The 26,993-nt window shown below is 71.1% G+C and carries 23 protein-coding genes and 1 pseudogene; 12 read left to right on the forward strand and 12 right to left on the reverse strand.

The window, feature by feature from the left end; translation table 11 throughout:
* The 4 genes and pseudogenes from DDV73_RS04200 to DDV73_RS04215 form a co-directional block, all read right to left on the reverse strand.
* Nucleotides 1-359 (reverse strand): annotated as a pseudogene (locus DDV73_RS04200) (hypothetical protein); the annotation flags it as partial.
* Nucleotides 360-825: 466 nt separating this feature from the next.
* Nucleotides 826-2,460: a helix-turn-helix domain-containing protein gene (locus DDV73_RS29445; protein WP_154402603.1), complete on the reverse strand. Its 1,635-nt coding sequence runs from the start codon at nucleotides 2,458-2,460 to the stop codon at nucleotides 826-828.
* Between the two features lie 27 nt (nucleotides 2,461-2,487).
* Nucleotides 2,488-3,957 carry a glycerol kinase GlpK gene (gene glpK, locus DDV73_RS04210; RefSeq protein WP_109506006.1) on the reverse strand — a complete coding sequence of 490 codons (1,470 nt, stop codon included), beginning with the start codon at nucleotides 3,955-3,957 and terminating at the stop codon, nucleotides 2,488-2,490.
* Nucleotides 3,954-4,793 carry a DUF1028 domain-containing protein gene (locus DDV73_RS04215; protein WP_109506007.1) on the reverse strand — a complete coding sequence of 280 codons (840 nt, stop codon included), beginning with the start codon at nucleotides 4,791-4,793 and terminating at the stop codon, nucleotides 3,954-3,956. The genes glpK and DDV73_RS04215 overlap by 4 nt, the downstream gene beginning before the upstream one ends.
* A gap of 102 nt (nucleotides 4,794-4,895) precedes the next feature.
* On the opposite strand from DDV73_RS04215, the gene DDV73_RS04220 reads away from it, so the two are divergent.
* From DDV73_RS04220 to DDV73_RS04235, 4 genes are all read left to right on the forward strand, one after another.
* Nucleotides 4,896-6,833 (forward strand): caspase family protein, encoded by a 1,938-nt coding sequence (locus DDV73_RS04220; protein ID WP_109506008.1) that lies wholly within the window; start codon nucleotides 4,896-4,898, stop codon nucleotides 6,831-6,833.
* 1 nt (nucleotide 6,834) lies between these two features.
* Nucleotides 6,835-7,737: a lipase family protein gene (locus DDV73_RS04225; protein ID WP_109506009.1), complete on the forward strand. Its 903-nt coding sequence runs from the start codon at nucleotides 6,835-6,837 to the stop codon at nucleotides 7,735-7,737.
* Between the two features lie 71 nt (nucleotides 7,738-7,808).
* Nucleotides 7,809-9,119, forward strand: coding sequence for an MFS transporter (locus tag DDV73_RS04230; protein WP_206050710.1), 1,311 nt, complete (start codon nucleotides 7,809-7,811; stop codon nucleotides 9,117-9,119).
* 20 nt (nucleotides 9,120-9,139) lie between these two features.
* A complete protein-coding gene (locus DDV73_RS04235; RefSeq protein WP_109506010.1) occupies nucleotides 9,140-10,168 on the forward strand; it encodes a 6-phosphofructokinase in 1,029 nt (342 codons plus the stop codon).
* A gap of 19 nt (nucleotides 10,169-10,187) precedes the next feature.
* Here the strand turns inward: DDV73_RS04235 and yidD are convergent, their stop codons facing one another.
* Nucleotides 10,188-10,640, reverse strand: coding sequence for a membrane protein insertion efficiency factor YidD (gene yidD / locus DDV73_RS29040; RefSeq protein ID WP_240617109.1), 453 nt, complete (start codon nucleotides 10,638-10,640; stop codon nucleotides 10,188-10,190).
* A gap of 174 nt (nucleotides 10,641-10,814) precedes the next feature.
* Here yidD and DDV73_RS04245 point away from each other — a divergent pair, with 174 nt between their 5' ends.
* From DDV73_RS04245 to DDV73_RS04265, 5 genes are read left to right on the forward strand one after another with little or no spacing between them, the layout of a single operon-like run.
* Nucleotides 10,815-12,290 (forward strand): APC family permease, encoded by a 1,476-nt coding sequence (locus DDV73_RS04245; RefSeq protein ID WP_109506011.1) that lies wholly within the window; start codon nucleotides 10,815-10,817, stop codon nucleotides 12,288-12,290.
* Between the two features lie 56 nt (nucleotides 12,291-12,346).
* On the forward strand, nucleotides 12,347-12,556 hold the full coding sequence (locus DDV73_RS04250; protein WP_154402604.1) for a type II toxin-antitoxin system VapB family antitoxin: 210 nt from the start codon (nucleotides 12,347-12,349) through the stop codon (nucleotides 12,554-12,556).
* Complete coding sequence (locus tag DDV73_RS04255; RefSeq protein ID WP_109506013.1) at nucleotides 12,553-12,978, forward strand: PIN domain-containing protein; 426 nt, start codon at nucleotides 12,553-12,555, stop codon at nucleotides 12,976-12,978. The genes DDV73_RS04250 and DDV73_RS04255 overlap by 4 nt, the downstream gene beginning before the upstream one ends.
* A gap of 43 nt (nucleotides 12,979-13,021) precedes the next feature.
* Nucleotides 13,022-14,371: a class II 3-deoxy-7-phosphoheptulonate synthase gene (locus tag DDV73_RS04260; protein WP_109506014.1), complete on the forward strand. Its 1,350-nt coding sequence runs from the start codon at nucleotides 13,022-13,024 to the stop codon at nucleotides 14,369-14,371.
* A gap of 33 nt (nucleotides 14,372-14,404) precedes the next feature.
* Nucleotides 14,405-15,007 (forward strand): plastocyanin/azurin family copper-binding protein, encoded by a 603-nt coding sequence (locus DDV73_RS04265; RefSeq protein ID WP_109506015.1) that lies wholly within the window; start codon nucleotides 14,405-14,407, stop codon nucleotides 15,005-15,007.
* Between the two features lie 6 nt (nucleotides 15,008-15,013).
* On the opposite strand, the gene DDV73_RS04270 is transcribed toward DDV73_RS04265, so the two are convergent.
* Entirely contained in the window at nucleotides 15,014-16,306 is a 1,293-nt protein-coding gene (locus DDV73_RS04270; protein ID WP_109506016.1) for an MFS transporter, read from the reverse strand.
* Between the two features lie 38 nt (nucleotides 16,307-16,344).
* Here DDV73_RS04270 and DDV73_RS04275 point away from each other — a divergent pair, with 38 nt between their 5' ends.
* The gene (locus DDV73_RS04275) at nucleotides 16,345-17,364 is read left to right on the forward strand and encodes a threonine aldolase family protein (protein ID WP_338066376.1); all 1,020 of its coding nucleotides are present in this window, start codon (nucleotides 16,345-16,347) and stop codon (nucleotides 17,362-17,364) included.
* Nucleotides 17,361-18,158: a class I SAM-dependent methyltransferase gene (locus tag DDV73_RS04280; protein WP_109506017.1), complete on the forward strand. Its 798-nt coding sequence runs from the start codon at nucleotides 17,361-17,363 to the stop codon at nucleotides 18,156-18,158. Before DDV73_RS04275 ends, DDV73_RS04280 begins: the two co-directional genes overlap by 4 nt.
* 15 nt (nucleotides 18,159-18,173) lie before the next feature.
* On the opposite strand, the gene DDV73_RS28360 is transcribed toward DDV73_RS04280, so the two are convergent.
* The 3 genes from DDV73_RS28360 to DDV73_RS04305 all read right to left on the reverse strand — a co-directional run bounded on the left by DDV73_RS28360 (nucleotide 18,174) and on the right by DDV73_RS04305 (nucleotide 21,842).
* Entirely contained in the window at nucleotides 18,174-20,135 is a 1,962-nt protein-coding gene (locus tag DDV73_RS28360; RefSeq protein WP_154402605.1) for a hypothetical protein, read from the reverse strand.
* A 77-nt stretch (nucleotides 20,136-20,212) separates the two neighbouring features.
* Complete coding sequence (locus tag DDV73_RS04295) at nucleotides 20,213-21,139, reverse strand: NADase-type glycan-binding domain-containing protein (RefSeq protein WP_154402606.1); 927 nt, start codon at nucleotides 21,137-21,139, stop codon at nucleotides 20,213-20,215.
* 229 nt (nucleotides 21,140-21,368) lie between these two features.
* The gene (locus DDV73_RS04305; protein WP_109506020.1) at nucleotides 21,369-21,842 is read right to left on the reverse strand and encodes an SRPBCC family protein; all 474 of its coding nucleotides are present in this window, start codon (nucleotides 21,840-21,842) and stop codon (nucleotides 21,369-21,371) included.
* A gap of 265 nt (nucleotides 21,843-22,107) precedes the next feature.
* On the opposite strand from DDV73_RS04305, the gene DDV73_RS04310 reads away from it, so the two are divergent.
* Nucleotides 22,108-22,968 carry a DUF559 domain-containing protein gene (locus DDV73_RS04310; RefSeq protein WP_109506021.1) on the forward strand — a complete coding sequence of 287 codons (861 nt, stop codon included), beginning with the start codon at nucleotides 22,108-22,110 and terminating at the stop codon, nucleotides 22,966-22,968.
* Nucleotides 22,969-23,031: 63 nt separating this feature from the next.
* Here DDV73_RS04310 and DDV73_RS04315 read toward each other — a convergent pair whose 3' ends face one another.
* The 3 genes from DDV73_RS04315 to pknB are packed head-to-tail and all read right to left on the reverse strand — an operon-like array spanning nucleotide 23,032 to nucleotide 26,905.
* A complete protein-coding gene (locus tag DDV73_RS04315) occupies nucleotides 23,032-23,925 on the reverse strand; it encodes a DMT family transporter (RefSeq protein WP_240617110.1) in 894 nt (297 codons plus the stop codon).
* The gene (locus DDV73_RS04320) at nucleotides 23,922-24,809 is read right to left on the reverse strand and encodes a deoxyribonuclease IV (RefSeq protein WP_109506022.1); all 888 of its coding nucleotides are present in this window, start codon (nucleotides 24,807-24,809) and stop codon (nucleotides 23,922-23,924) included. Before DDV73_RS04320 ends, DDV73_RS04315 begins: the two co-directional genes overlap by 4 nt.
* Nucleotides 24,809-26,905 (reverse strand): Stk1 family PASTA domain-containing Ser/Thr kinase, encoded by a 2,097-nt coding sequence (gene pknB, locus DDV73_RS04325; protein WP_109506023.1) that lies wholly within the window; start codon nucleotides 26,903-26,905, stop codon nucleotides 24,809-24,811. Before pknB ends, DDV73_RS04320 begins: the two co-directional genes overlap by 1 nt.
* Nucleotides 26,906-26,993: the final 88 nt, after the last annotated feature.

The following is a 26,993-nucleotide window of genomic DNA, read 5'->3' on the forward strand; positions in this document are numbered from 1 at the left end:
AGGTCGCCGCCCTGGACCCGAGCCCACAGCCGCGGTAGCCGGTGCCGCAGCTCTACCGCGTGGCCGAGCAGGTGCTTCCCAGCGTCGGTGGTCAGGCCGAGCGCGGCGGCGAGCTCGGCGACGCACCACTCTGCGACCAAGGGGGTGCCGTCGCCGGCGATCGGGATCCCGGCGCCGTGCTCCCAGTGCGCGGCCGCATAGTCGGCCGATGGCGCCGGGTGGAGGTCGGCCCACTCGACAGCGGCGGCCAGGATCCTGGCCTCGGCGGCGTCGGCAGCAGCCCTGTCCGCGCGCAGCCCGGCCAGCACCGCGGCCGGTGTGGCCGTGCTGCCGGTCGGGGTGAACGCGGTTGCTGTCATGGCTCCACTGAACCAGCAGCCGCCGACATTTTCACGCTCAGAACCCCGGTTGTGGATAACTTTCCAAAGAAAGTTTCGAACGCGTCAGCGGGCCTGCGGGGTGGTCTCGACGACGCTCGCTGGCGTTCGCTGTTCGACCACCCGGGCTGATCGGTGGCGGCAGTTCGCTGGCTGCGGGGTCGGTGTGGCCGGGCGTGCTTGTGCCTAGGCGGCTGTCGCATCTCGGGAGACGTCGGCCAGGTTGCCTGCCGGGATGGTCTCGACGACGCTCGCTGGCGCTCGCTGCTCGACCACCCGGCCCGCCGCTAGTGGGTATCTCCGGAAGTTCGTCGGGGCCTGAGCGGCCAGGGCACGCACATCGCTGCGTTGTCGTCGGTCGACGGGCCACCGGCCCGCCTCCCTCCGACGCCTTGCGCTGCACGCACCCTGACCACTCATACCCACGAAGAACTTCCGGAGATACCCACTAGCGGCGGGCCGGCGTGACCAGGCCGTGCCCGTGCGCCCAGGCGGCGGCTGCGGTTCGGGAGCCGACGCCTAGCTTGGCGAAGATGTTGGCGAGGTGGCGGCGTACGGTCGCCTCGCTGATCGACAGCGCGGCCGCCACCTCGCGGTTGCTGAGTCCGGCCGCGACCTTGGCGAGCACCTCCGCCTCGCGCGCGGTCAGCCCGCCGCTCGGCGCGGGCGCGGGTGACTCGATCCCGAGCCGCCGGAACAGCGCCGCCGCGGAGTCCTGGCACTCCTGGGCCAGGTCGGTGGCACCGAGTAGGCGGTGCGCCTCTGCTAGCAGGCCGTCGGTGACCGCGGCGTCGTACCAGGACCTCAGCTGACGGTACGCCGCCGCGGCCTCGCGCAGGCTCGGCAGCGCGTCGGCTGGGCGGCCGGCCGAGAGTGCGACCAGGCCGGTTGCGTGGCTGGCCCAGGCGCGGAACCCGGGGGTGCCGAAGTCGTCCGCGAGACCGCGGAGCTGCGCGGCCGCTCGGGCAGCGGCGTCGCGACGCCCGGCTGCCACGCCGATCTGGACCTGGGCGTGCAGCAGCCGGGCGCAGCGCGCCGGGTCGCCGCTGCAGCGGGCCACCGCGTCGCTGATCGCCGCCCACGCCGCGGCGCCGTCACCGGTGGCCAGCGCGAGCAGCGCCTGGCCGGGCTGAGGGTCGCGTCCCAGCTGCTGGGCCCGGTCGTAGCTGGCCGCGGCCGCGGCCAGGTCGCCACGGAGCCGGCGGCACTCGCCGACCTGGTACTCCGACTCGGCCACGGCCTCGACGTTCAGCTCGGCCAGCTCCAGCGTGACCGTCGCCGCCTCCTGTTCGGCCTCGGCCCAGGCGCCCTCGCTGACCAGCAGGCTCACCGCGTGTGCCCGGCAGACGCCGGTGAACATGGCGGCGTGCTGGAAGTCGTCGAGCCAGCGGTACGCCGCGGCTTGCGCCTGCCGGGCCCGGTTGAGGTCGGCCACCTCCAGACAGGCGGACACGACCATGCAATAGATGTGGCCGGTCCACTCGGCGTCGACGCCACCACCGACCGCCCGCAGCGCCGCCTCGTCGAGCAGTGCGAACCCCTCCGGCGCCCGGCCCTGGCGCAGCGTCGCGAGCCCGGACCCGAGGTACCCGAGCGCGGTGAGATGCTCGACCGCCTGCTCCTCGCCGAGCTGGCGCAGGTCGGCACCGATCCGGTCCGCGTCGTCCCAGCGGCCCTCGCCCAGCGCCCAGGACAGATCGACGTACCAGAGCAGCCCGTGTGCCGACCCGACCGGCCGGCCGTCCAGCAGCCGCCGGGCTCGGCCCAGCCAGCCGGCGGCCAGCGCGGGCTCGCCGCGCATCGCGAGCATGCCGCCGAGGTCGAGCGCATGCGTCGCCGCCCGGTCCACCAGACCCGAGTCGAGGAAGCCGCGGTGGGCGGCCTCGGTCAGCCGCAGACACTCCGTCATCAGGCCCAGCCACCAGGCGGCGTCGGCGAGGCGGCGCAGGTCGTCGGGCTCCAGGGGGCTCTGCTGCTGTGCGGAGCGCAGGCCGTCGTACGCCGCGTCGTACCGGTGCTCGTGGTGCGCGGCGCGGGCGTTCAGCAACAGCGCCTCTCGGTCAGAGGCGGGCGGCGTCCCCACCCGGCCACGGTAGCCGAGGCAGGCGGCTCAGGTGGCCCATCCCTTGGAACGCTCGACGGCTGCCGTCCACTGGCGGTGGGCGGCGTCGGCGGCGGCCCGGTCGCCGGCCGGCTCGAAGCGGTGGTCGAGCTGCCAGGTGGCGCGCAGGTCGTCGGTGGACTGCCACATGCCGACCCCGAGGCCGGCGAGGAAGGCGGCACCGAGGCCGGTGGTCTCCACGATCCTCGGCCGCTCGACGGGTACGCCGACCTGGTCGGCCTGGAGCTGGCAGAGCAGGTCGTTGGCAGCCGCGCCGCCGTCGACCTTCAGCGCGGCGAGCTGAGGCATGGTCTCCAGCACGTCACGCACCTCGAACGCGATCGCCTCCAGCGTCGCCCGCACGATGTGGGCGCGGGTCGTACCCCTGGTCAGGCCGACGATCAGGCCGCGGGCGTGCGGGTCCCAGTGCGGCGCGCCGAGACCGGTCAGCGCCGGCACGAAGACCACGCCGCCGGTGTCCTTCACCGTGGCCGCGATCGCCTCGGACTCCGCCGCGGAGCCGACGATCTGCAGCCCGTCGCGCAGCCACTGGACGGCGGCGCCGGTGACGAAGATCGAGCCCTCGAGCGCGTAGGTCAGCGCGCCGTCGGGACCGCGCCAGGCGGCGGTCGTGAGCAGCCCGGCGTCGCTGCGGACCAGCTCGGAGCCGGTGTTGGTGAGGATGAACGAGCCGGTGCCGTAGGTGCACTTGGACTCGCCCGGCTCGAAGCAGGTCTGCCCGAACAGCGCGGACTGCTGGTCGCCCGCGATGCCCGCGATCGGCAGCTCCAGCCCGGCGAACGCCTTCGGGTCGGTGGTCGCGATCTCGCCCCAGTTCGGGACCAGCGACGGGAGCGCGTCGCGGGGTACGCCGAAGAGCGTGCACAGCTCGTCGGACCAGTCACCGGTGCTGAGGTCGAGCAGCAGCGTGCGGGAGGCGTTGGAGACGTCGGTGACGTGCCAGGTGCCGCGGGTCATCCGGGCGATGAGGTAGGAGTCGACGGTGCCGACGGCGTACCGGCCGGACTCGACCAGCGCCCAGGTGTTCGGCTCGTTGCGGGCCAGCCAGGTGAGCTTGGTGCCGGAGAAGTACGGGTCCAGCCGGAGCCCGGTCAGCTCGCTGACCCGAGGCTCGTGGCCGGCGTCGCGCAGCTCGGTGCAGATGTCGGCGGTACGCCGGTCCTGCCACACGATCGCGCGGCGGGGAGCGCCGAGCGTCTCGCGGTCCCAGAGGACCACCGTCTCGCGCTGGTTGGTGATGCCGACGGCCTGCAGGTCGTCCTTCCCGTATGCCTTCAGCGCCGCGCCGACCGCCTCCAGCGTCGCCTGCCAGATCTCCTCAGGCGCGTGCTCCACCCAGCCGGGCTGCGGGAAGTGCTGGGTGAACTCCTGGTAGCCGCGCGCCACGATCGTGCCCTCGGCGCTGACGACCAGGGCGGTTACGCCCGTCGTACCCGCGTCGATGGCGAGGACGCTCACGACTCAGCCACCTCAGCGGCCTCCTCGCGGAGCAGCTCGAGCACCTTGCGGTCGACCCACCCGCCGTCCTCGGCGACCCGCATCTCGTAGTTGCGGGTGCCAGCCCAGGTCACCAGGTCGGGGAAGCCGAGCGCCTTCACCAGCAGCGTGGTCTCGGCCTCGAGCTCGTCGGTGAGCTGGACCTTCTCGTCGTCGGTCGACGCGGTCAGGTAGAACTCGTTGAGGTCGAGCAGCCGGGCCAGCTCGGCGCACGGCTCGGCGTGGTCGTCGACTCGGAGGTCGACCGCGATGTCGTCCATGCCCATGAAACCGGCGCCCTCCTTGACCACCAGCAGCGCCGCGGACTGCTTGCCGCGCTTGTCGCCGCCCGCCTCGTCACCGGCCGTCAGCGCGGCCAGCAGCCGCCGGGCCAGCGTCACGCCGGGGTCGCTGACGTCGTGCCACGCCTGCTCCATCGCCTCCACGACCTCCGAGCCGGCGAGGATGTTGCCCTGGATCGCGTAGCCGTCGCCGATCACGCTGCCCGCCCACTCGAGACACGCCGTACCGGTGTGGCTGGCCGCGCCGCCGTCGGAGTCGACGATGCCGACCTGCCGGTGGTCGCGCCCGTCGTCCTCCTCCAGCAGCCGCTGGAGGGCGACCGACGCCGTCGCGCCGTCATCGAGATGGGAGAGCGCCAGGCCCTTATAGGCGACGTTGGCCGCCGCCTGCGTGGCGATCGCTCCCACCCCCGCCACCGCAGCGGGGACGGCGTTGCCCACCGCCAGGAACTTGGAGGCGACGGCTACCCCCCACGACTCGCCGTCCGCTGATCTGGCCACGATCGAGAAAGTCATGCCCGCGACCTTAGTGCCGCCGTACCGATAGTCCAGAACGGTACGCATCACTTCTGGACGGAAAATGATGTTGAGCGTTCTGGACTATCCGGGCCTGGCAGCATGGGTGGTGTGATCCGGGCGGGTGTGTTCATCGGGGTGGACCGGGTGGGTGGTGACCTTCCGGAGCTGAAGGACGCCGTCGCCGGGGCCGAGCGGATGCATGCCTGGGCGAGCCGGGCCGGGATCGCCTCCGAGCTGGTCACCGACCGGCACGACAAGGTCACCGTCGACCGGGTGTACGACGCCGTCCAGCACGCGGTCGGGACCTCGGGGCTGGACCAGCTGATCGTGTACTTCGCCGGCCACGGCTACAACCGGTTCCGGCGCGAGCAGTGGCTGCTGTCGGACGCGCCGATGCGTGGCAACGCGGCGATCGACCTGGCCGCCAACGTCGAGATCGCCCGCTACTGCGGGGTCCGGCACGTCGTCTTCGTGTCCGACGCCTGCCGGGTGCCGCCGCAGGGCCTGCAGGCGCAGAACGTCAACGGCGTCGAGATCCTCCCGAACGACGCGGTCAGTGCCAGCGCGAACCCGGTCGACCAGTTCCTGGCCTGCCAGCTCGGGAAGGTCGCGATCGAGGCCCGTGACCCGGCGCTGGGCTACCGAGCGCTCTATACGACAGCGGTCCTGGATGCGGTGGAGGGCCGGGTGCCGAAGGTGTTCGCGCCGCACCCGGCTGCGGGTGACGACGCTCTCTACCTGCTGCCGCGCGCGCTGCGCAACCACCTGCGCGACGCCGTACCCACCCGGATCCTGGGCCTCGGCCTGCTCGGCGCCGCCGACCAGGAGCCGGACGCGATCATCACCTCGGAGAACGAGTGGCTCGCCCGGCTCGACTCGGTGCCCGCGGCGCCCTCGGCGCCGTCGGTGCCCTCAATGCCCTCAATGCCCCCGGTGACCGAGGAGCTACCGGCGCAGCCGGCGTTCGAGGAGCCGCAGGCGGTGCAGGTCCAACCCCCGGGGAGCGGCCGCGGTGGGTTCTTCCGGAGGCTTCGTGACCTGTTGCCGGGTGGTGGCGGGGATCTGGCCCCGCGGCCGACGCCTCCCGTGGTCGACCCGAGGCCGAGGCCTACGCCGCCGACGACCGGCCCCAGCACAACCACCAACGCCGGCATCGTCATCGAGCGGGCCACTCCCGTCGTCATGAACGAGCTCACCACCGCGGCGGTCACCGGCGACGTGAGCCGGTACAACGCGATGCTGTGGGCGCTCGGCACCAGCCCCCGCGCGCAGCTGGCCTCGGCCGACATCGCGCTGCTGACCTCCGAGTGGCCGGCGTACGACTTCGGCGGTGCCGCCGGGCTGCGGCTGCGCGGCGCCACCCTGCGGCACGTCGTCCCGCGCCGGGCGCCCGCGGACCGGCATGCAGGAGGGCAGGCGGCCCGGATCCGGCTGGGCGTGGCAGGCGCGGAACCGGTGGCAGTGGTCCTCGGCAACGGAACCTGCTGCGTGGTTCCGGTGCTGCCGGGCATGGTCACCGGACTGACCTGGGACGACGGCGAGCTGCTCGACGTCTCCTTCGAACCGACCCGGACGCCTGCCGACCCTCGGGTCCGGGCGCTGCGAGCGGTGGCGGCGGCGTCGATGCGGCGCGGCCGGTTCGACCTCGAGAGCCTCCACCCGGTCGACGTGCAGAACGCCATCTCGACCGCCGGCAACGCCGACCCGGCACTGGCGCTCTACGCCGCCTACGCCTACTACGACCTGCAGCGCGAGGCCGAGATCGCCGGCCTGTCCGCCGCCGTACTGGCCGCCCGTGGGACCACGCTGTTCGACCTCGAGCTGCTGGCCCGCCGAGCACCGGTGCCGGGAGATCCACGGATCCTGGTCGGGCTGCCGCTGCTCAGCCAGGGCTGGTCCCTGCTCCGGGCCCTGCGTACGCCGCTCGACGACCGCGCCGTCAGCCTTCAGGACGAGGTTCTGGACTCGGTGTGGTCGCTGTACTCGCCCCGTGCCGCCGACCGCTTGGTCGACCTCGTCCGATCACCAGGAGCCTGACATGACCCGTCATCTCGTCTTCGTGCACGGCCGGGCCCAGCAGGGCAAGAACGCCACCCGGCTGAAGGGGGAGTGGCTCGACGCTCTCGACGAGGGCCTGGCCGCCTCCGGGCTGACCCTGCCGATCTCGCGCGAGGACACCCACTTCCCGTTCTACGGCGACACCCTCGACCAGCTCACCCGCGGGATCCCGGCCGACCGGGCCGCCGAGGTGATCGTCCGCGGCGACGCCGACCCGGCCGAGGAGGCGTTCCTATCCGCGGTCGTGGAGGAGATGCGGACGGCGTACGGCGTGACCGACGACGCGATCCGCGAGCAGCTCGACGCCGAGACGATCGAGCGCGGGCCGCGCAACTGGGAGTGGGTGCTGGCCACGCTGCGCGCCCTCGACAAGCACGTGCCGAGCGCATCGGCGCCGAGCATCGCGCTGTTCACCAAGGACGTCCACCAGTACCTCACCGGCTCGGTCGTACGGCGCACCATCGACGGCGGCGTCGCGACCGCGTTCCCGGCCGGCGACGAGGTGGTCGTGGTCGCGCACTCGCTCGGGACCGTCGTCGCCTACCGGCTGCTGACCGCCCAGGGCAAGCGCGAGGGCTGGCAGGTGCCGGCGCTGGTCACCCTCGGCTCGCCGCACGGGGTCACCGCGATCCGCCGGGTGCTCGCCGGCGAGGGCGTGCTGCGTACGCCGGAGTGCGTGGGCTCCTGGTTCAACGCCTACGACCCCAAGGACGTGGTCGCGCTGCGCCCGCTGACGCCGGAATGGTTCCCGCTGAAGCCGGCCAAGCCGGCCGTGGTCAACCACGGCGACATCGACAACCAGCACTCCAGCCATCACGGGATCGAGGGATACCTCGGCGACCCGCGGACCGCCAGGGCGATCTACGACGCCTTGACCGGCTGAGCCGGCTGGCCCAGACGCCCGGTCGGTAATTGGTTTGTGCTCAACCGCACTCGAAGTCCGACAATGAACAGGTGCTCGAAAGACTTGGTTTCCCCTCGGTAGGCCGGCATCGGAAGTTCGTCACCGCGATCGGTGTGGACGCCGTCGGCAGCGGCGTGTTCATGCCGGTGTCGATGCTCTACTTCCTCGCCACCACCGACCTCTCCCTGGTCCAGGTCGGACTCGCGATCTCGATCGCCTCGGCGCTCGCGCTGCCGGCCGGCCCGCTGCTCGGCGGGGTGATCGACCAGCTCGGCGCGAAGAGGGTCCTGCTCGCCGGCAACCTGCTGCAGGGCCTCGGCTTCGCGGCGTACCTGATCTCCGAGTCGTTCACGAGCGTGCTGGTGTGGACGTTGGTGGTCAGCGTTGGCCGGACCGCCTTCTGGGGCTCGTACGGCAACATCGTGACCGCGATCTCCAGCCCGGGGGAGCGGGAGATGTGGTTCGGGTTCCTCGGCGCGCTCCGCAACGTCGGGTTCGCGGTCGGTGGCCTGCTGTCCGGCCTGGCGATCACGATCGGCACCGACGCGGCGTACGCCGGGGTGGTGGTGCTCAACGCGGCGTCGTACTTCCTGGCCTTCGCGCTGCTGCTCGCCGTGCCGGACACCGGCTCGGCCGCCACGCACACGCGGGAGCCTGGGAGCTGGGCGACGGTGCTGCGCGACCGGCAGTACGGGCTGCTGGTGGTGACCCAGTTCGGCTACTCCTTCGCGATGATGGCGCTGAACTTCGCGATGCCGATCTACGCGAGCGAGACCCTCGACCTCGCGGGCTGGGTGATCGGCGCGATCTTCGTGATCAACACCGTGATGATCGGGTTCGGGCAGGGTCTGGTCGTCAAGCGGCTGACCGGGGTGGTCCGGGCGCGCGCGCTGGTGACCGCGAACCTGGTCTTCGCCGCGTCCTTCCTGGTCATGCTCGGCGCCGACCTGACGGCGTACGCCGTTGCCGTCGTCGTGGTGCTGGCGGCCACGGTCGTCTACACGATGGCCGAGCTGATCGGCGGGCCGGTGTACGTCGCGCTCGGTGCCGAGGCGGCGCCCGACCACCTGCGCGGCCGGTACCTCTCGCTGATCCAGCTGACCTGGGGCGTCGCGAGCTCGATCGCCCCGGTGACGTTCGCCTGGCTGCTGGCCCGTGGCGCCACCGAACTGTGGCTCGCGCTGACCGCGGTGAGCCTGCTCGGTGCCCTCATCGCTGTGGTGCTCGCCGGATGCCGCACGCCGCCACCCGCATCACCAACAAGGCCGAGGAGCCGGTGCCGGTCTCCTGACAAACCCGCGGGGCGGGACCGGTCGTCGCGGGCGGTCGCGGCGTGGCATGGTGATCTCCGACAAATATGAACGATCCAAAGGAGAACCTCATGCGGGTGGGTGTGCTGACCGGCGGCGGTGACTGCCCAGGGCTGAACGCCGTGATCAGGGCCGTGGTCCGTAAGGGTGTCCAGATCCACGGCTTCGAGTTCGTCGGCTACCGCGACGGCTGGAAGGGACCGCTGGAGGGCATCAGCAAGCCGCTCGGGATCCCCGAGGTCCGCGGCATCCTGCCCCGCGGCGGCACCGTCCTCGGCTCGTCGCGGACCAACCCGTTCAAGCTCGAGGACGGCGTGGAGCGGATCAAGGCGAACCTGGCCGGCGACGGCGTCGACGCGCTGATCGCGATCGGCGGCGAGGACACCCTCGGCGTCGCGACCAAGCTGGCCGATCTGGGCGTCAAGGTGGTCGGTGTCCCCAAGACCATCGACAACGACCTGTCCGGCACCGACTTCACGTTCGGCTTCGACACCGCGGTCAACATCGCGATGGAGGCGATCGACCGGCTGCACACCACCGCCGAGTCGCACCATCGGGTGCTGGTCGTGGAGGTGATGGGCCGGCACGCCGGCTGGATCGCCCTGCATGCCGGTATCGCGGGCGGCGCCAACATCGTGCTGATCCCCGAGCAGCCGTTCGACATCGACGAGGTCTGCGCCCACGTCGAGACCCGGTTCAAGAGCCAGTACTCACCGATCGTGGTGGTCTCCGAGGGCGCGGTCCCGGTCGACGGCGGCGACATGACCCTGCAGTCGGGGGAGAAGGACGCCTTCGGCCACGTCCGGCTCGGCGGCATCGGCGACCGGCTGGCGCACGAGATCGAGAACCGGACCGGCGCGGAGGCGCGCGCCGTCGTACTCGGCCACGTGCAGCGCGGCGGCACGCCCACCGCGTTCGACCGCTGGCTCGCCACCCGGTTCGGGCTGCACGCGGTCGACGCGGTGGCCGACGGCGAGTTCGGCGTGATGACCGCGCTGCGCGGCACCGACATCGTGCGGGTGCCGCTCGCCGAGGGCACCCGCGAGCTGAAGCTGGTCAGCCCCGAGGAGTACGCCGAGGCGCAGGTCTTCTTCGGCTGACCTGCGGCTCAGTCTGCGTTCAGTCCGGGACCGGGTCCGCGCCGCGCGGGCGGCCGCAGCGACGCAGCCGGCCGATGGTGAGGAAGCCGCCACGGATCACGCCGTGGCGGCTCACGGCCTCCATCGCGTACGCCGAGCAGCTCGGGGTCATGTGGCAGACGTAGCGGGTCCGCTGTGCCGCGACGTTGACCTGGTACGAGCGGACCAGCCGGGTTGCGAACCGCGCTCCCGGGCTGCTCGGCAGCGCCGTACCCGCGGTGAACGCCAGTGGCCGGAACATGCCGAGGACCGCCTTCAACACCATGGAGAAGGTCAGCATCAGGTCGCAGCCACCGCAGTCGCAGTCGGGGGAGCAGTCCCGGTTCGATCGGCGCTGGCGACGCGCCATCCGGCGCTGGCGGCGCTCCTCGCGCCGGCGCTGCCGACGGTTCATCGGGTTGTAGCCGTACGGGTTGCCGAACTGGTTGCTCATGGTCCTCTGTATCCCCCAGGAAGCCGTGGCCTATGCCTGTCGTAGGCGCCGTTCGGGGACACGCTAGTGGAACTTTCTGTTGCCAAGCGTGGCCGGTGGGGCCAAAGTGAGGAGATCGACCCGCGGCATCGCGTAGGGCGTGCGCCGGAGAGGCGCCTCGGAAAGGGGAGGGACATGGCAGACCTGACCAAGCAAGCCGAGCCTGAAGAGGACCGCACCGAGCTAAAGCGGGTGATGGGCCCGAAGCTCCTGCTGCTCTTCATCGTCGGCGACATTCTCGGCGCCGGTGTGTACGCCGTCACCGGGCAGATGGGTGGCGCCGTCGGTGGCATCGTCTGGGTGCCGTTCCTCGTCGCCTTCGTCGTGGCCTCCCTCACCGCACTGTCCTACCTCGAACTGGTCACGAAGTTCCCACAGGCAGCCGGAGCCGCGCTCTATACCCACAAGGCGTTCGGCATCCACTTCGTGACGTTCCTGGTCGCCTTCGCCGTCGTCTGCTCGGGCATCACCAGCGCCTCGACCTCGGCGAACGTGCTCGCGCAGAACTTCTTCGGCGGCCTGGTCGTCAACGGCTGGATGGACCCGGAGTCGGGGAGTGAGACCGTCAACGCGGACCTGATCACGGCCGTTGCGCTGGGCTTCATGGTCCTCCTGGCGCTCATCAACCTGCGCGGCGTCGGTGAGAGCGTGAAGTTCAACGTCATCCTGACCCTGGTCGAGCTGGCTGCGCTGACCATCGTGATCGGGGTGGGGTTCTGGGTGATGGCCCGGGGCGACGCCGACCTGGGTGAGCTGACCTCGTTCCACGACTACAACGACCAGGGCCTGTTTCTCGCGGTGACTGCCGCGACGGCCATCGCGTTCTTCGCGATGGTCGGCTTCGAGGACTCGGTCAACATGGTCGAGGAGACCCACGAACCGGAGCGGATCTTCCCGCGCACCATGCTCGTCGGACTCGGGATCGCGGCGGTTCTCTACATGCTGGTCGCTGTGTCAGTGGTGAGCGTGCTCTCCGCCACGGAGCTCAAGACGATCGCCGATGCCGAAGGCCGCGCGCTTCTGGAGGTCGTCGAGAAGGGGTCGCCCGACTTCCCGATCGCCAAGGTCTTCCCGTTCCTTGCCGTCTTCGCCGTGGCGAACACCGCACTGATCAACATGATGATGGCGAGCCGGCTCCTGTACGGCATGGCCAGGCAGGACGTGCTTCCGCGGGCCCTGGGCCATGTCCTCCCCGGCCGGCGTACGCCGTGGGTGGGCATCCTGTTCTCGACCCTGCTCGCCCTCGGTCTGATCTACTACCTCACCCGTGATCCCGACAGCCGGATCGTCACGCACCTGTCCGGGACGACTGGTCTGTTGCTGCTCTGCGTCTTCGCCGTCGTCAACATCGCCTGCCTTGTAGTACGCCGGGTTGCTCCAGAGGCCACCTCGGCCTTCCGTTCTCCCGGACTCACCCCGCTGGTCGCGGCGGCGCTGTGCCTGTTCCTGGCCGGTCCTTGGGCGCGCAATGAGATGCAGGAGGAGCAGTACGAGATCGCCGGAATCCTGATGCTGATCGGCATCGCGCTCTGGCTCCTGACTTGGCTGACCAACCGAGGTATCCGCGCCAAGAAGACAGGCTTCCGCGACATCGAGCACCTCGATAGCTGAGGCTAGATATATCTGGACTGGGGTCGGATGTATATACTTCCGGTGAGGTGATCGCTATGACCAAGACTCTGATCGACATTCCCGACGACCTGATGGCCGAGGCCATGGAGGCGCTCGGTGTCTCTACCAAGGCTGAGGCCGTTCGTACGGCGCTGGCGCGAGTCGCTAGACAGGACAAGCAGCGAGAGTTCATCCACTGGGTCGCTGAGACGGACGCACTCGGTGATCTCGGCGACCCGGAGGTGCGCGCGGCGGCCCGCCGGTGACGCTCTATCTCCTCGACAACTCCGTGTACCAGCGACTGGGCCGCCACCCGGAGGTGGTGGCGGCCGTCGATCGGCTTCTCGGACGAGGTGATTTGCTGGCGTCATCGGACGTTTCTCGGCTTGAAGCAGCGTTCTCCGCGAGATCTCCGAAAGACTATGGCCGCATCGTGACCGGGCTGCGCGATGAGACGCTGCTGCTCGGAATGACCGAGGCGGTGGGTGAGATCACCGGCGAGCTGCAAGATGCACTCGCCATCGAAGGCAAGTGGCGTGCGGTCGGTGTCGTTGACCTCCTGCACGCCGCCACGGCGATCGTGCACGATGCGGTGGTCGTCCACTACGACGCTGACTTCGAGCTGCTGAGCGAGTTGGACGGACGGCTGCGCCAGGAGTGGGTTGTGCCGAAGGGTTCCATCGACTGACCGTCGATGCATCTTGGGGCGCCACAGCCCGTAGGCTGGTGCGGTGACCAGCCTCCCCGCCGGTGTCCCCGATCTCGCCACCCTGCACGCCCTCGGCGCTCGCCAGCAGCCGACCTACCCCGACGCGTCCGCGGTCGACGCTGCCGTGGCCCGGCTGCGCACCGCGCCGCCGCTGGTCTTTGCCGGCGAGTGCGACGACCTGAAGGGGAAGATCGCGCAGGTCGCGAAGGGGGAGGCGTTCCTGCTCCAGGGCGGCGACTGCGGGGAGACGTTCGACGGGGTGACCGCCGACAACGTGCGAGCCAAGCTGCGGGTGCTGCTGCAGATGGCGGTGGTGCTGACGTACGCCGCGAGCGTGCCGGTGGTGAAGGTGGGTCGGATCGCGGGGCAGTACGCCAAGCCGCGCTCCTCCGACACCGAGACCCGCGACGGCGTCACGCTGCCGGCGTACCGTGGCGACGCGGTCAACGGCTTCGAGTTCACGCCCGAGGCGCGGGTGCCCGACCCGCAGCGGCTGGTCGACGTCTACAACTCCTCCGCGGCGACCCTCAACCTGGTCCGCGCCTTCGTCACCGGCGGCTACGCCGACCTGCGCCAGGTGCACGACTGGAACACCGACTTCGTCCGCTCCTCGCCGGTCGGCCAACGCTACGAGCGGATGGCTGGCGAGATCGAGCGCGCGCTGACCTTCATGAAGGCGATCGGCGCGGACCCCGACGAGTTCCACCGGGTCGACTTCCACTCCAGCCACGAGGCGCTGGTGCTGGAGTACGAACACGCGATGACCCGGATCGACTCCCGCAGCGACCAGCCGTACGACGTGTCCGCGCACCTGGTCTGGATCGGCGAGCGGACCCGCCAGCTCGACGGCGCCCATGTCGAGCTGCTCAGTCACATCAAGAACCCGATCGGTGTCAAGCTCGGCCCGACGTCGACCGCCGACGAGGCGCTGGCGCTGGCCACCAAGCTGAACCCCGACAACGAGCCCGGCCGGCTCACCTTCTACACCCGCTTCGGCGCGGGCAAGATCCGCGACGGGCTGCCGCCGGTGGTCGAGAAGGTCACCGCTGCCGGGGTCGAGGTGGCCTGGGTGTGCGACCCGATGCACGGCAACACCTTCGAAGCCTCGTCGGGCTACAAGACCCGTCGCTTCGACGACGTGATCGAGGAGGTGCAGGGCTTCTTCGACGTGCACCGCAGCCTCGGCACCTGGCCGGGCGGCATCCACGTCGAGCTGACCGGCGACGACGTCACCGAGTGCGTCGGCGGCGGCGAGGAGCTCGCCGAGGACGGCCTCGGCCACCGCTACGAGTCGGTCTGCGACCCACGCCTGAACCGGGTGCAGTCCCTCGAGCTGGCGTTCCTCGTCGCGGAGATGCTCCGCAAGGCATGACGGGGCCGGTCTCGCCGCACTAGCGTGAGCGGCGTGACTCGGACCGTACTTGCGGCGGCGCTGGCCGTCGTACTCGCAGGCGCGCTCGCCGCCGCCGCTCCCGCCCACACCACGAGCCCGGCCGCCCGCCGCGCGCTCACCGTCAACGTCGTCGACATGGAGTTCCAGCCCCGCTCGGTCTCGATCGGGCTCGGCAGCTCGGTGATCTGGCGGTTCCGCGACGGCGTACCGCACACCACCACGTCCAACCAGGGCTTCTGGAACAGCGGCAACAAGTCCGCCGGCCAGACCTACGTCCGTGCCTTCACCTCGGCCGGCCGGTTCGCCTACTTCTGCAAGCTGCACCCGCACATGACCGGGTCGGTGGCAGTGCCGATGCGCCGGTCCGGTACGGCGACGGCCGGATGGACGCTGCGCTGGTCCACCAAGGCCGGCGGCTCCGACCGCAACTTCGACGTACAGGTACGCCGGCCCGGCACCAGCACCTGGGCGACGTTCCGCACCAACACCACGAGGGCGACGGCGTTCTTCAACCCACCACGCTCGGGGACGTACCGGTTCCGGGCCCGCACCGGCAACACCTCCAACGGCTCGCACTCCGGCTGGTCGGCGGTGCTGACGGCAACGATCCGCTGAGGCTCGTCAGTCGGCGACGGGTACTGGCGGGACGGGCTCCTCGGCGTCCGGCGTGCCTTGTGGGTCGATGCCCTGCTTGGCCAGGAACCGCTGCGCCATCCGCGCGGCGGGGTGCAGGCCGGCGGCGGCCGCGGTCACGATGCCGGCGATGACCAGCCAGCCGGCGGCGCCCCAGTTCATCGCCAGGAAGGTGAAGGCGGCCGGTGCCCAGACCCGGCCGAGGGTGCCGCTGAGCTCGGCGGCGCCCTGGTACTCGCCGCGCCGGCGCGGGTCCATCAGCTCGGCCTCGAACGACCAGCTGGCGGCCGACAGGTAGAGCTCAGCGCCGGTCACCGTGACGTGGCCGAGCCAGACCAGCGCGATCGTCGCCCAGCCGATCGTGTCGTGGGTGCTGAGCGTGATCAGGCAGGAGATCACGAAGAAGCAGGTCGAGATCCGGATCGCCTTCAGCGCCGTACTGACGTCCTTCACCCCGCGCGCAGCGAGCATCGGCAGGAAGATGCACATCACGGTGTTGGTGCCGAACAGGAACGCCAGCAGCACCCGCGGGGCATCGGTCTCCTCGATCAGCCACAGCGGGATTACGATGTTGAGCAGCACCTGGTTGGTCCACAGCACGCCGGTGAAGAACGTGGTCAGCATCCAGCCCGGGTTGCGCATCGGGCCGGGCCCGGGAACCTTCATCGCCCGCTCCTCGCGGGTCTTGAGGTCGTGCGACGCCTTCGGCAGCCGGGTGATCGCGGCGGCATTGATCAGGAAGACCGCGGCGGTGAACCACGGCACCATCGTGATCACGTCGTTGGAGTCGAAGGCCAGCGCGATGCCGCCGAGCAGCGAGCCGAGGGTGAAGCCGACGTTGAGCGCGGAGTACATGTAGGCGCGGGACTTCACCCGCTCTTCGGACGGGAGTACGTCGATCGTGTAGGCGCCGTGGGCGGCGCCGCCGAGTGCGCCGCCGATCACCTCAGTCACGATCGCCATCGCGAGGTAGCCCTCGAAGCTCTCGATGAACGGCCAGACAGCGAACATGCTCGCCTGCCCGGCGGCGCTGATCGCCCAGGCCTGCTTCGGGCCGATCCGGTCCACGAGCTTGCCCATCGGGTACGCCGCGATGAAGGCCGCGATGCCGGCGATGGTCAGGCCCAGCCCCACCTGGGCGGCGGACAGGCCGACGACCTGGGTGAAGAACACCGCCGAGCCGGTCATGAAGGTGCCCTCGCCGAGCGCGAACAGCAGCGACTGGACCGACAGCCGGCCAGCCAGCGGGGAGGGCGGGGCGAAGCGTTGCAGGATGCTCATCGCGGCCAATCCTGGCAGCGCAGGCTAGCGTTCGTCGCATGAATATTGTGGACCTCCGCAGCGACACCGTGACCAAGCCGACCGAGGCCATGAGAGAGGCGATGGCGCGCGCCGAGGTCGGCGACGACGTGTTCGGCGAGGACCCGACCGTCCGTGCCCTTGAGGAGCGGGTCGCGGACCTGTTCGGCCACCAGGCGGCGCTGTTCACGCCGACGGGATCGATGGCGAACGTGCTCGCCGTCCGCACCCTCGCCGGGCCTGGCCGAGAGGTGCTCTGCGAGTCCTCGGCGCACATCGCCCGGGCCGAGCTCGGCGCGCACGCGGCGTACACCGGGATCACGATGCGGACCTGGACCGACCCGCGCGGCCAGATCGACCTGCCGGCGATCCAGGGCCTGTTCGCGCCGGACATGGGCCCGTTCTTCGTGCCGACCGCGGCGATCTCGGTGGAGAACACCCACAACTTCGCGGGCGGCGCGGTGCTGCCGCTGTCCGACCTCCAGGAGCTCCGCGAGTACGCCGACGCGCAGGGCGCCAAGGTCCATCTCGACGGCGCCCGGATCTGGAACGCACACGTCGCGACCGGAGTCCCGCTCGCCGACTACGGCCGGATCGCCGACGTGCTCGCGGTCTGCCTGTCCAAGGGGCTCGGCGCGCCGGTGGGCTCGCTGCTGGCCGGCGCTCAGGACGCCATCGACGAGTCGCGGATCTGGCGCAAACGGATGGGCGGTGGGATGCGGCAGGCAGGGATCCTCGCCGCCGCCGGCCTGCACGCCCTCGACCACCATCTGGAGCGGCTCGCGGACGACCACACGCACGCCCGGTTGCTGGCCGAGGCCTGCGGTGTGGACCCGGCGACGGTGGACACCAACATCGTGGTCTGGGAGCACCCTGCCGCGGCCCGCATCGTCGACCGGGCGGCGGCCGAGGGCGTTCGGGTCGCGCTAGTCGGGCCGACGACGGTGCGACTGGTGACCCACCTCGATCTCGACAAGGCCGACGCCGAGCGGGCCGCGACGGTGCTCGCCCGGCTGGCGGGGGACGGAGACCGGCAATGACCGATGATGGATGGATCAGCGGCGATCCGTACGAGCGCTACATCGGGCGATGGAGCTCGTTGGTGGCCCGCGAGTTCCTGGACTGGATCGGCCCACCGGCCGGCCCGGACTGGCTCGATGTCGGCTGCGGTGCTGGGGCGCTGACCGCGGCGATCGTGGAGACCCAGAGCCCGCGCTGGCTGGCGGGGGTCGACCCGTCGGCAGGCTTCCTCGACACCGCCCACAGACGGCTCGCCCATGCCTGGGTCGAGCTCCGGCGGGCCGACGCCGTCGACCTTCCGTACGAGCCGGAGTCCTTCGACCGCGTGGTGTCCGGGCTGGTGCTCAACTTCATCCCGGACCAGCCGCGCGCCCTCGCGGAGATGCGCCGGGTGCTCCGGCCGGGCGGCGAGGTGGCCGGCTACGTCTGGGACTACGCGGGCAAGATGGAGCTGATCGGCAGGTTCTGGGAGGCCGCGGTCGCCCTTGACCCGGCCGCCGCCGACCTGGACGAGCGCACCCGCTTCCCCAGTGCTGCTCCCGACCCGCTCCGCGAGCTCTTCGAGGGGGCCGGGCTCGACGGGGTCGAGGTCCGGGCCATCGAGGTGACGACCGACTTCGCCGACTTCGACGACTACTGGACGCCGTTTCTGGGCGGCCAGGGCCCGGCACCGGCGTACTGCATGTCGCTGGCTGAGGACGCCCGCGCGGAGCTCCGGGAACGGCTGCGGTCCGCGCTGCCGGCCCGGGCCGACGGCAGCATCGAGCTGGTCGCCCGGGCCTGGGCGGTGCGCGGACGCAAGCCCGCCGGCTAGGCGCGACTAGCGCGGCTAGCGGGCCGGTGGCTCGTTCGGCGGCTGGCCGTAGGGAGGCTGTCCGTACGGCTGCTGCGGCTCGCCGTACACCGGCGGCCCCTGCTGGTACGGCGGTTGCTGAGGCGGCTGCTGGTACTGCTGCGTCGGTGGCTGGGGTGGGTAGCCGCCCTGCCACTGCTGCGGGTGCGGCGGCTGTTGCTGTTGCTGCTGAGGCTGACCGGGGTGCGCCTGCACGCTGCTGGCGAAGGTCTTGGCCTGCTGGGTGAGCTGGTTCCAGTCGAGCACGCCGTGGAAGAGCGCCAGCCCGAAGGCGATCAGGGCGGTGATCAGCAGCACCATCACCAGCATCAGGAAGCCGTCGACTCCGAGGTACGCCGATGCCTTGCCGCTGAAGTCGCCCTCATCGCTGTCGGCCTTGACCCGCATCTTCGCGTGCAGGGACGCGAACCGGCTGAGCACCGGCAGCGCGATCACCAGCAGCCCGAGCCAGCACGCCAGGTTGCGCAGGATCTCGCCGGGCGCGGGGGAGCGGCGTACCACCACGGAGGTGGCGAACGCGAGCACGCCGAGGGTGACCAGGGGCGCCAGCCACAGGCCCGGGTCGTTCTCGGCCCAGTGCGCGAGCCGCTCCATCTCCTTGGCGTCGCCGTTCGGGCCGAACCCGCCGAGGTTCAGCTTGAAGCCGACCGGCACGAGCGAGCCGAGGCCGATCAGCGCGTACCCGGCGTTGGCGAGGCCGGCGAAGATCATCGCCATCGTCGCCATCAGGTCGGTGTCGCCGGCCCGGTCGCCCGGGTCGAAGCCGTCGTCGCCGCCCAGCAGCAGGAGGATGCCGCCGACGATGCCCGCGACCGGCAGTGCCACCAGCAGTGCGGTGAAGCCCCAGATGGGCGCGGCGAGCAGGTCGTGCACCTTCTGGGCCTTCTCCGGAAGCCAGTCGCGGCGCATGAAGCAGGAGATCGCGAGCACCGAGAACACCACGATGAAGGTCATGAACAGCGAGCCGAACCTGCTGGCGCCGAAGGAGCCGTCACCCGTGCCCATGTCCTCGCCGATGCCGCCGCCGAAGTCGGACCGGAACACGATGCTCACGAAGAACAGGGGCACCGCCACCACGAAGGCGGTCCTGGCGGCGTCACCGAGGGCGTCGAGGACTCTGGGGTAGCCGGCTGTCTGCTTGCGGAACAGGTAGACCGCCGCACCCAGCGCGATCAGGCTCAGCGTCAGCGGCATCGCCCCGGCGCCGGCGGACATCGACATCTCGTCGTCGCCACCCGACGCGGACACACCGGCACCGAACGTCCCGGCGAGCAGCACGCCGAACAGCGTGAGCATCTGGTCGATGCTCGTCTCGTCCTGCTTGAGCATGGCGGCGAGCAGCAGTGAGAGCGCGGCCGCGATGCCGAGCGCCGCGCCGGCCACGATGCCCGCGCCGCGCCAGTTGCCGACCAGGAGCTTGGCCACCACCGGGTTCGCCGCGAGCGCCGCCAGCTGCGACTGCTGGCCCGACTGCTGACCGGGCTGCGGGCCGGTGGGCTGCTGCCAGCCGAACTGCTCGTACGGGTTCTCCTGCTGCGGGTGCCCCTGCTGCTGGTACGGCGCGGTCGGGTCCGACTGCGGCGGCGGCGAGTGCCGCGGGTTGTCGGCGTAGTGGGTGTGGCTCGGCGCCTGCTCGTCGTACGCCGGCAGCTGGCTGGTCGACTCGGCCGCGCTGACCGGTGGCGGCTGCGGCGGCATCGTCCCGGTGGGACCGGTCGAGCCGGTCGCGCCGAGCGGGTCGAATGGGGAGGTCCCCAAGGAGTCGCGCAGGTCGTCGCGGTCGGTCGGCGGCATTGTGCCGGTCGGTCCGACGGGCGGCGGCTCGGTGGGCGGTATGTCGCCTGTGGACGCGGCGCCGGTGCGCAAGTCCTGACCGCAGTTGCCGCAGAAGGGGTGGCCGAGAGTGTTCTCGGTTCCGCAGGTACCGCAGAAGCGCATGCAATCTCTCCGTGAAGTCGGGGATGTGCGGACCGCTTACCCGAGCGTCGGCCGCTGAAACCAGGACGGACAGGGTGTCAGGCCGGTGGTGCGCCGACCAGGGACACCTCGCTGATGACGGTGAAGTCGCGGTGTGCCTCCGGCGGCGGGCCGATCGACACGATCCGTAGCTGGACCTGCTTGGTGGTGACATCGGGGACCTTGACGGTTTGCACCTGCATGCTCGTGCCCAGCGTCTGCTGAACCGTCTGGCCGTCGTCGAAGATCCACTCGACCTGCAGGATCCGGCGGTTGCGCATGTACCAGTTGGTCTTATTGCCGGCTGGGTCGCGGTCGGTCTTCGCGTAGCCGTTGATCAGGCCGACCTGGGTGATCACCGACTCCTCGGCCAGCTCGAAGATGAGCGGCGAGGGCGCCTCGCGCTTCATCCGCCATGCCGTCGCGGGATCGCCGTCCAGCATGTTGCGGGCGTCGAACCTGACCGGGTTGCCGCGGACGTCCTCGCCGGGCGGTGCGGTGGACGGGACGACCGCGGTCGCGAAGCGGGCGATGTCGGTGGGGTTGTCGGGGTCGTCCGGGGGAGTGTCGCTGCCCGGCGACTCCTTGTCGTTGGGCTTGCCGGTCGGCTCGGAGGAGACGTCCTGCTTCTTGTCGTCGTCGCCACCCCCCAGCAGCCAGATCGCGAAGCCGCCGATCAACAGCAGGCACAGCAGGCTGGCGGCGAAGATCAGCCAGCCGGACCCGATCCCGCCACGCCGTTCCTGGCGCTGCGGCGGTCGGTGGACGGTGGGCTGGTCGGACGGCGACGGTGGGGCGGTGTGGCCCGGGGTGGGCGCCCAGCCGATGTCGGCGGGCGGCGCCTGGTACGGCGACGGCTGGTCCGCCGACTCGTCCGGGCGCATCTGGGTATGGGCAGCCGGCACCTCGTCGGCGAACAGCGGGTACCGCGCGCTGGACTCGACCTCGATCGGCTGGACCGGAGGCGGCGCGACGGGCTGCTGCACGGGTGGCTGAACGGGCGCTGGGGCTGGAGACTCGACCGAGGCACCGGGCACAGGATAGCCACAATTGGTGCAGAACCGGCCGATACCGAGTTCATGTCCGCACTGGGTGCAGAACTTCATGAGCTGACCTCCGAGAAGAGCTGGCCAGCAGAGCGTATGTGAAAACCAAAGTAAGGCCGAACTCGTGTCCGGGTCTGTCCGGACGAGCGGCCTGCACGCTGGTGCCTCCCTAGGATGCCGACCGCCGTTCCGCCTCCCGGGCGATGTCCTCCAGGTCGTGCTGGAGCGCGCGCCGCGTCGACTCGTAGCTGAGGCCGCCGAAGAACTTCCAGGCGGCCTTGCCGGCCCGCGACCGCTCCTTCATCACCGCGGTCGCGGTCATCGAGAGCCGGGTCTGGCCGTCCCGGGTCGGCGTCAGCGAGTACGCCGTACGCACCGTGTCGTGGCCGAGGCGCGCCTCCTGAAGGGTGCGGAACGGCGGGTCGGACTCGACGACGTGGAGCTCCTCCACACCGTGGTGGCCGAACATCACGCGCTGCTCCTCCCATGCCGTCCCCACGTCGTACGGACCATCGGTGAGCTGCCGGCTGGCGGTGACGCTGCGCAACACCTGCGACGCGTGTTCGACGTCGGTCAGCACCCCCCAGATCTGCTCCGGGTCGGATGCGACGGTGGTGTTCAGGTGGATCACGTGGCCTGCCATGTGCGGGACTCCTCTTTCCGAGAGCCCTCCCCTTGTGTTGCCCCTTGGTCCATCGTGGCGCAACCCGACGGTCGCCTCAACCGCCAGCCGTGCCGAATCGCCTCGGGGCCGGCCCAGCCAAGGCCGGCCTAGTGGACGGTCCCCGCCAGTAGGCAAACAGGGGTCGATCCTGCGGATCTGCCTGCCTCAGCGCCGAGTTTGCCTACTGGGAGGGCCCTGTGGATAGCGAGATGCGGGATTCCTTCGGTCGAGGCAGGCTTCTCGCGTGGATCCGGTGGCGGCGCTCGAGAGGCTCGGTGGGGTGGGGTCGCGTGCTGCGCTGCTCCGGATCACCACTCGCAGGCGGCTTCGTCGTGCGGTCAAGGACGGTCACATCCGTCGAGTGCGACGTGGCGACTATGCGCTCGCCGCGGCCGACCGGGCGCTGGTCAAGGCCCGCCAGCTCGGCGGTGTCGCCTCCCACCTGAGCGCCGCCCAGCTCCACGGCTGGGAGGTCGCCTTCCCGGCGTCGACTCCGTGGATCACGGTGCCGCGCAACAGGGCGGTCCGGGATCGACGCAACTGTCATCTTTTCTGGGCGGACCTGGACGGTGAGACCGGTGACGTTACCTCGGCGTCGCGCACCGTCCTGGACTGCGCGCGGCGCCTTCCGTTCGGGCCGGCGCTCGCCGTGGCCGACTCTGCGCTGCGCCATCTCGACGTGTCGCCCGAGAGGCTGGTCAAGGAGGCCGACGAGGTGCGCGGCAAGGGCGCAGCGGCGGCCCGACGAGTGGCCGCGTCCGCGAGTCGGCTGGCGGCCAACCCCTTCGAGTCGGTCGTTCGAGCCCTGGCCATCGAGGCCGGACTCGACGTCGAGCCACAGGTAGTCGTGCGGGTGGCAGACCGGATCGTCCAGCCGGACCTCCTCGATCGGGGCCGCCGGCTCGTCATCGAGGCGGACTCGTGGGAGTTCCACACCGGCAAGGATGCCTTCGAGCGGGACTGCTGGCGCTACAACGCCCTGGTGCTCGACGGCTGGACCGTCCTGCGCTTCACCTGGCGACAGGTGATGCTCGATCCCGACTATGTGCTCGCTTGCTTGCGCCAACTCGCCGCGGTGCCCTCTGGGAAGGCAAACGTGGCCTGAACAGCCTGATCCAGATGCCTTGCGGCGCGTTTGCCTACTGGGAGAGCCCGAGGGTCGGTCCTGTCACACCGCGATGTGAGTGACCTCGGCCTCGATCTTTCGGCGGGGGAGCAGTTCCACGACCAGCATTGCGGTCAGCACCATCCCGCCACCGGCCAGCATCCTCAGGGTCAGCGACTCGCCGCCGAGCAGCACCGCGAAGAAGGCGGCGAAGACCGGCTCCATGCTCATGATGATCGCGCTGCGGGTGGGGGAGAGGTGGGACTGCGCCCAGGTCTGGCTGAGCATCGCGGCCGCTCCCGCGAACAGCGCCATGTAGACGATCGACGACCAGTCCCGGCCGCTCTGCGGCAGCTCGATCCCGTCGGGCACGGTCGCGACGAAGCAGACCACCGCGATCACCACGATCTGCAGGATCGCCATGCCGAGTGCCTCGCCGGGCTTGGACCACGCGCCGAGGCCGACGATGTGCAGCGCGTAGAGGACGGCCGAAAGCAGCGTGATCGCCTCGCCGTACCCGACCGAGAAGCCGTCGAGCGTGAGTACGCCGAGACCGGCCGTCGCCAGCGCCACCGCCAGCCAGGTCATCGCGGTGATCCGGGTCCGCAGCACCAGCGCGGCAAGCAGCGGCGTGAACACGACGTACATCCCGGTGATGAAGCCGGACACGCTGGCCGCGGTGTGCGCGAGCCCGGCGGTCTGCAGGATCTGGGCGACGCCGTACAGGCCGCCGAGCACCACCGCGTGCCGCCGCGACTCCGGCGACAGCCGCGCGATCGCCCTCGGCGCCACCAGCAGCATCGCCACGCTGGCGATCGCGAACCGCACCGCCAGGAAGTCCAGCGTCGGCACCCGCTCCAGCAGGTCCTTGATCAGGAAGAACGTCGACCCCCAGCAGGCCGTCATCGCGAGCAGCGCGGCGGTCGCGAGCAGGGTGGTACGGCGCGACTCGGTCACCGCAGCGCACCTGCCTCGGCGCGCAGCCGCTTCAGCAGCGCGAGGTCGGGGTTGCCGGGGCGGCGGGAGCCGGGCGTCTCCAGGATGAACGGCACGCCGTCGGTGGCGGGGTGGGCGAGCAGGTCACGGAAGGCGTCGGCGCCGATGTGGCCGGCGCCGATGTTCTGGTGCCGGTCCTTGAAGGCGCCGCGCACGTCCATCGAGTCGTTGGCGTGGACGAGCCGGAGCCGGCCGACGCCGCCGATCTCGACGATCCGGTCGAGGGTGGCGGCCGCCCCGCCCGGCTCGTCGAGCGGCGCGCCGGCGGCGAAGACGTGGCAGGTGTCCAGGCAGATCCCGGCCTTCGGGTGGAAGTCGAGCGCCGCCAGGTAGGGCTCCAGGTCGTCGACGCCCGCGCACAGCGACTGGCCCTGGCCGGCGGTCGGCTCCAGCAGCAGCCACGGGGCAGCGTCGTCGGCGACCGAGTCGAGGATCGGCAGCAGCGCCTCGCGGACCCGGAGCAGCGCGCCGTCGTAGGCCGCGTCGGCGCCGGTGGGGTCGACGTACGAGCCGGTGTGTACGACGACGCCCTCGGCGCCGATCTCGGCGGCGCGGCGCAGGTTGTGGGCGACCAGGGCGGCGGAGCGCTGGTAGGTATCGGTTGTGGGCGAGCCGAGGTTGACCAGGTACGGCGCGTGGATGAACACGCGCGTCCCGGTCTCGCCGATCGCGTCCCGGAACGCCGCGTCGGCCGCCCGGCTCCCGGGCGAGAGGGCCCAGCCACGCGGGTTGCCGACGAAGACCTGCAGGGTCTCGTAGCCGGCCTCGGTCATGTCGGCGAGCGCGCGCAGCAGCCCCTTGCCGACCAGCAGGTGACTCCCGATCGGATTCCGCAGTCCACCCATCAGATGATGTAGAGAGTGACGGTGCTGCCACCGGGGACCATCGAGCCCTCGACCGGGTCGACCTGGTACACGATGTTGAAGCCGAGGTAGTTGTCGGCGTGCCGAGTCTTCACCTTGAACCCGAGCCCCTTCAGCGTCTCCTTGGCCGCGTCCACGCCCGTCCCTGAGAGCCCGCCTGGGATCTGCACCAGACTCGGGCCCATCGAGACCACCAGCGAGACCGTGTCGCCCCTGGCGAGGGTTCCCGACGCGGGGGTCTGCGAGATGACGTTGCCGATCGGGACGGTGTCGGAGTACTCGTCGGTGCGGTCAACCTCGAGGCCGAGCCCGGAGAGCTCCCGCTCGGCGCGGCCGGCGTTCTTGCCGGTGAAGTCGATGACCTCGATCGGCTTCGGGCCCTTGCTCATGATCAGGTCGACGACGGCGTCGGGGCGCAGCGTGGTGCCGGCCTTCGGGCTGGTGCCGATCGCCTCGCCCTCCGGGACATTGTCGGAGAAGCGCTCGATGGTCTCGCCGAAGGTGAGGTTCCGCTCCGCGATCAGGTCCTGCGCCTCGTCCTCGGACTTGCCGCGCACCACGGGTACGTCGTACCGCTCCTTGCCGCGCGACAGAACCAGGGTGATCGTGTCCCCGTCGAGCACCCGGGCGCCGGCCTCGGGATCGGTGCCGACCACCTTGCCCTTGGCGACGGTCTCGGAGTACTCCGGCTCACCGACCCGCACCTCGAAGCCCTCGCCCTCGAGCTTCTCGGTGGCCGCGACCTGGGTCAGCCCGGTGACGGTGGGCATCGAGTCGTAGCGCGCGAAGCCGAACCACCAGGCCGCCAGCCCGCCGACGACGGCCAGCAGTAGCGCCAGCCCGAGCACGATCGGCGCGCGGAGGGAGTGCCGGACCAGGCGGTTGTCGGCGGTCGCCCGGCTCGGGGCCGGGCGCGGCCCGGCCGGCCTGATACCGGACGGCGGCCCGCTCGGCGGCCGGGCGCCGCTCGGTGGGCCGGCGTAGCTGGGCTCGGGCCCGACGACCGGGGAGATGTACAAGGTCGAGGTCTGCTCGTGGCGCTCCTCCGCCGCCGGCTCACCGCGGTGCCGGCTCGGCTCGGCCGGATATGCCTGGCTCGGCTCCGGGCGGAACTTCACGGGCGTGTCCCGCGGGCCGAGGACCGGGCGGTCCGGGACCGGCCAGGGAGCCAGATCCGAGGTCAGGTCGTCGTCGACGGTGACGCCTTCGGCCAGCGCCTGCCGGACCCGGTGCACCTGGTGCAGGAGCACCCGGGCGTCGGCCGGCCGCAGGCCGCGGTCGCGAGCGGTGGCCCGGGCGACCAGCGCGTCGACGTACGCCGGGATCCCGGGCGCCGTGGCCGACGGCCGGGGGACGTCCTCGTGGACGTGCTTGTAGGCGACCGCGATCGGGGTCTCGCCCTCGTGGGGCTTTTTGCCGGTGAGCAGCTCGTAGAGCACCACGCCGACGGCGTACACGTCGGCGCGGGCGTCGGACCGGCCGTCGATCACCAGCTCGGGCGCGAGGTAGGACACGGTGCCGATGAGCACGCCGCCGGTCGCGGTGTGCTGGCTCTCGGTGGAGACCGCCTTGGCCAGCCCGAAGTCGGCGACCTTGACCTGGCCGCCCACCTGGGTGCCGGTCTCGTCGGCGATCAGCACGTTCTCGGGCTTGACGTCGCGGTGGATCAGGCCGGCCTGGTGGGCGGCCGAGAGCGCGGACAGCACGGGCTCGAGGTAGGCCAGCGCCTTCGCGGGCGGCATCGGCGACTCGCTGCGGATCACGTCGCGCAGGGTGCGGCCCGGCACGTACTCCATCGCGAGGTAGACGGTTCCGGTGTCCTCGCCCTGGTCGTAGACGCCGACCACGTTGGGGTGCGACAGGCGGGCCGCGGCCCGGGCCTCGCGCACGAAGCGGGCCGCGAAGTCCTCGTCGTCGCCGAGCCCGGAATGCATGATCTTGACCGCGACGGTGCGGTCCAGGCGGGTGTCGGTGGCCTCGTAGACGCCGGCCATGCCGCCCCGCGCGATCCGCCTGCCGATGAGGTAGCGACGGTCCAGCAGACGCCCGGTCATCGGGTCGTCGACCATGCTGTCCATCGCTTCGTCCTTCGCTCACTGCCGGATGGGGAAGGGATCCGGGAACACAATCGTACGGACGTGGGTCCCCGGCCACCCGGTTCCACTG

Source organism: Nocardioides speluncae, from assembly GCF_003121585.1.
Taxonomy (GTDB): Bacteria; Actinomycetota; Actinomycetes; order Propionibacteriales; family Nocardioidaceae; genus Nocardioides; species Nocardioides speluncae.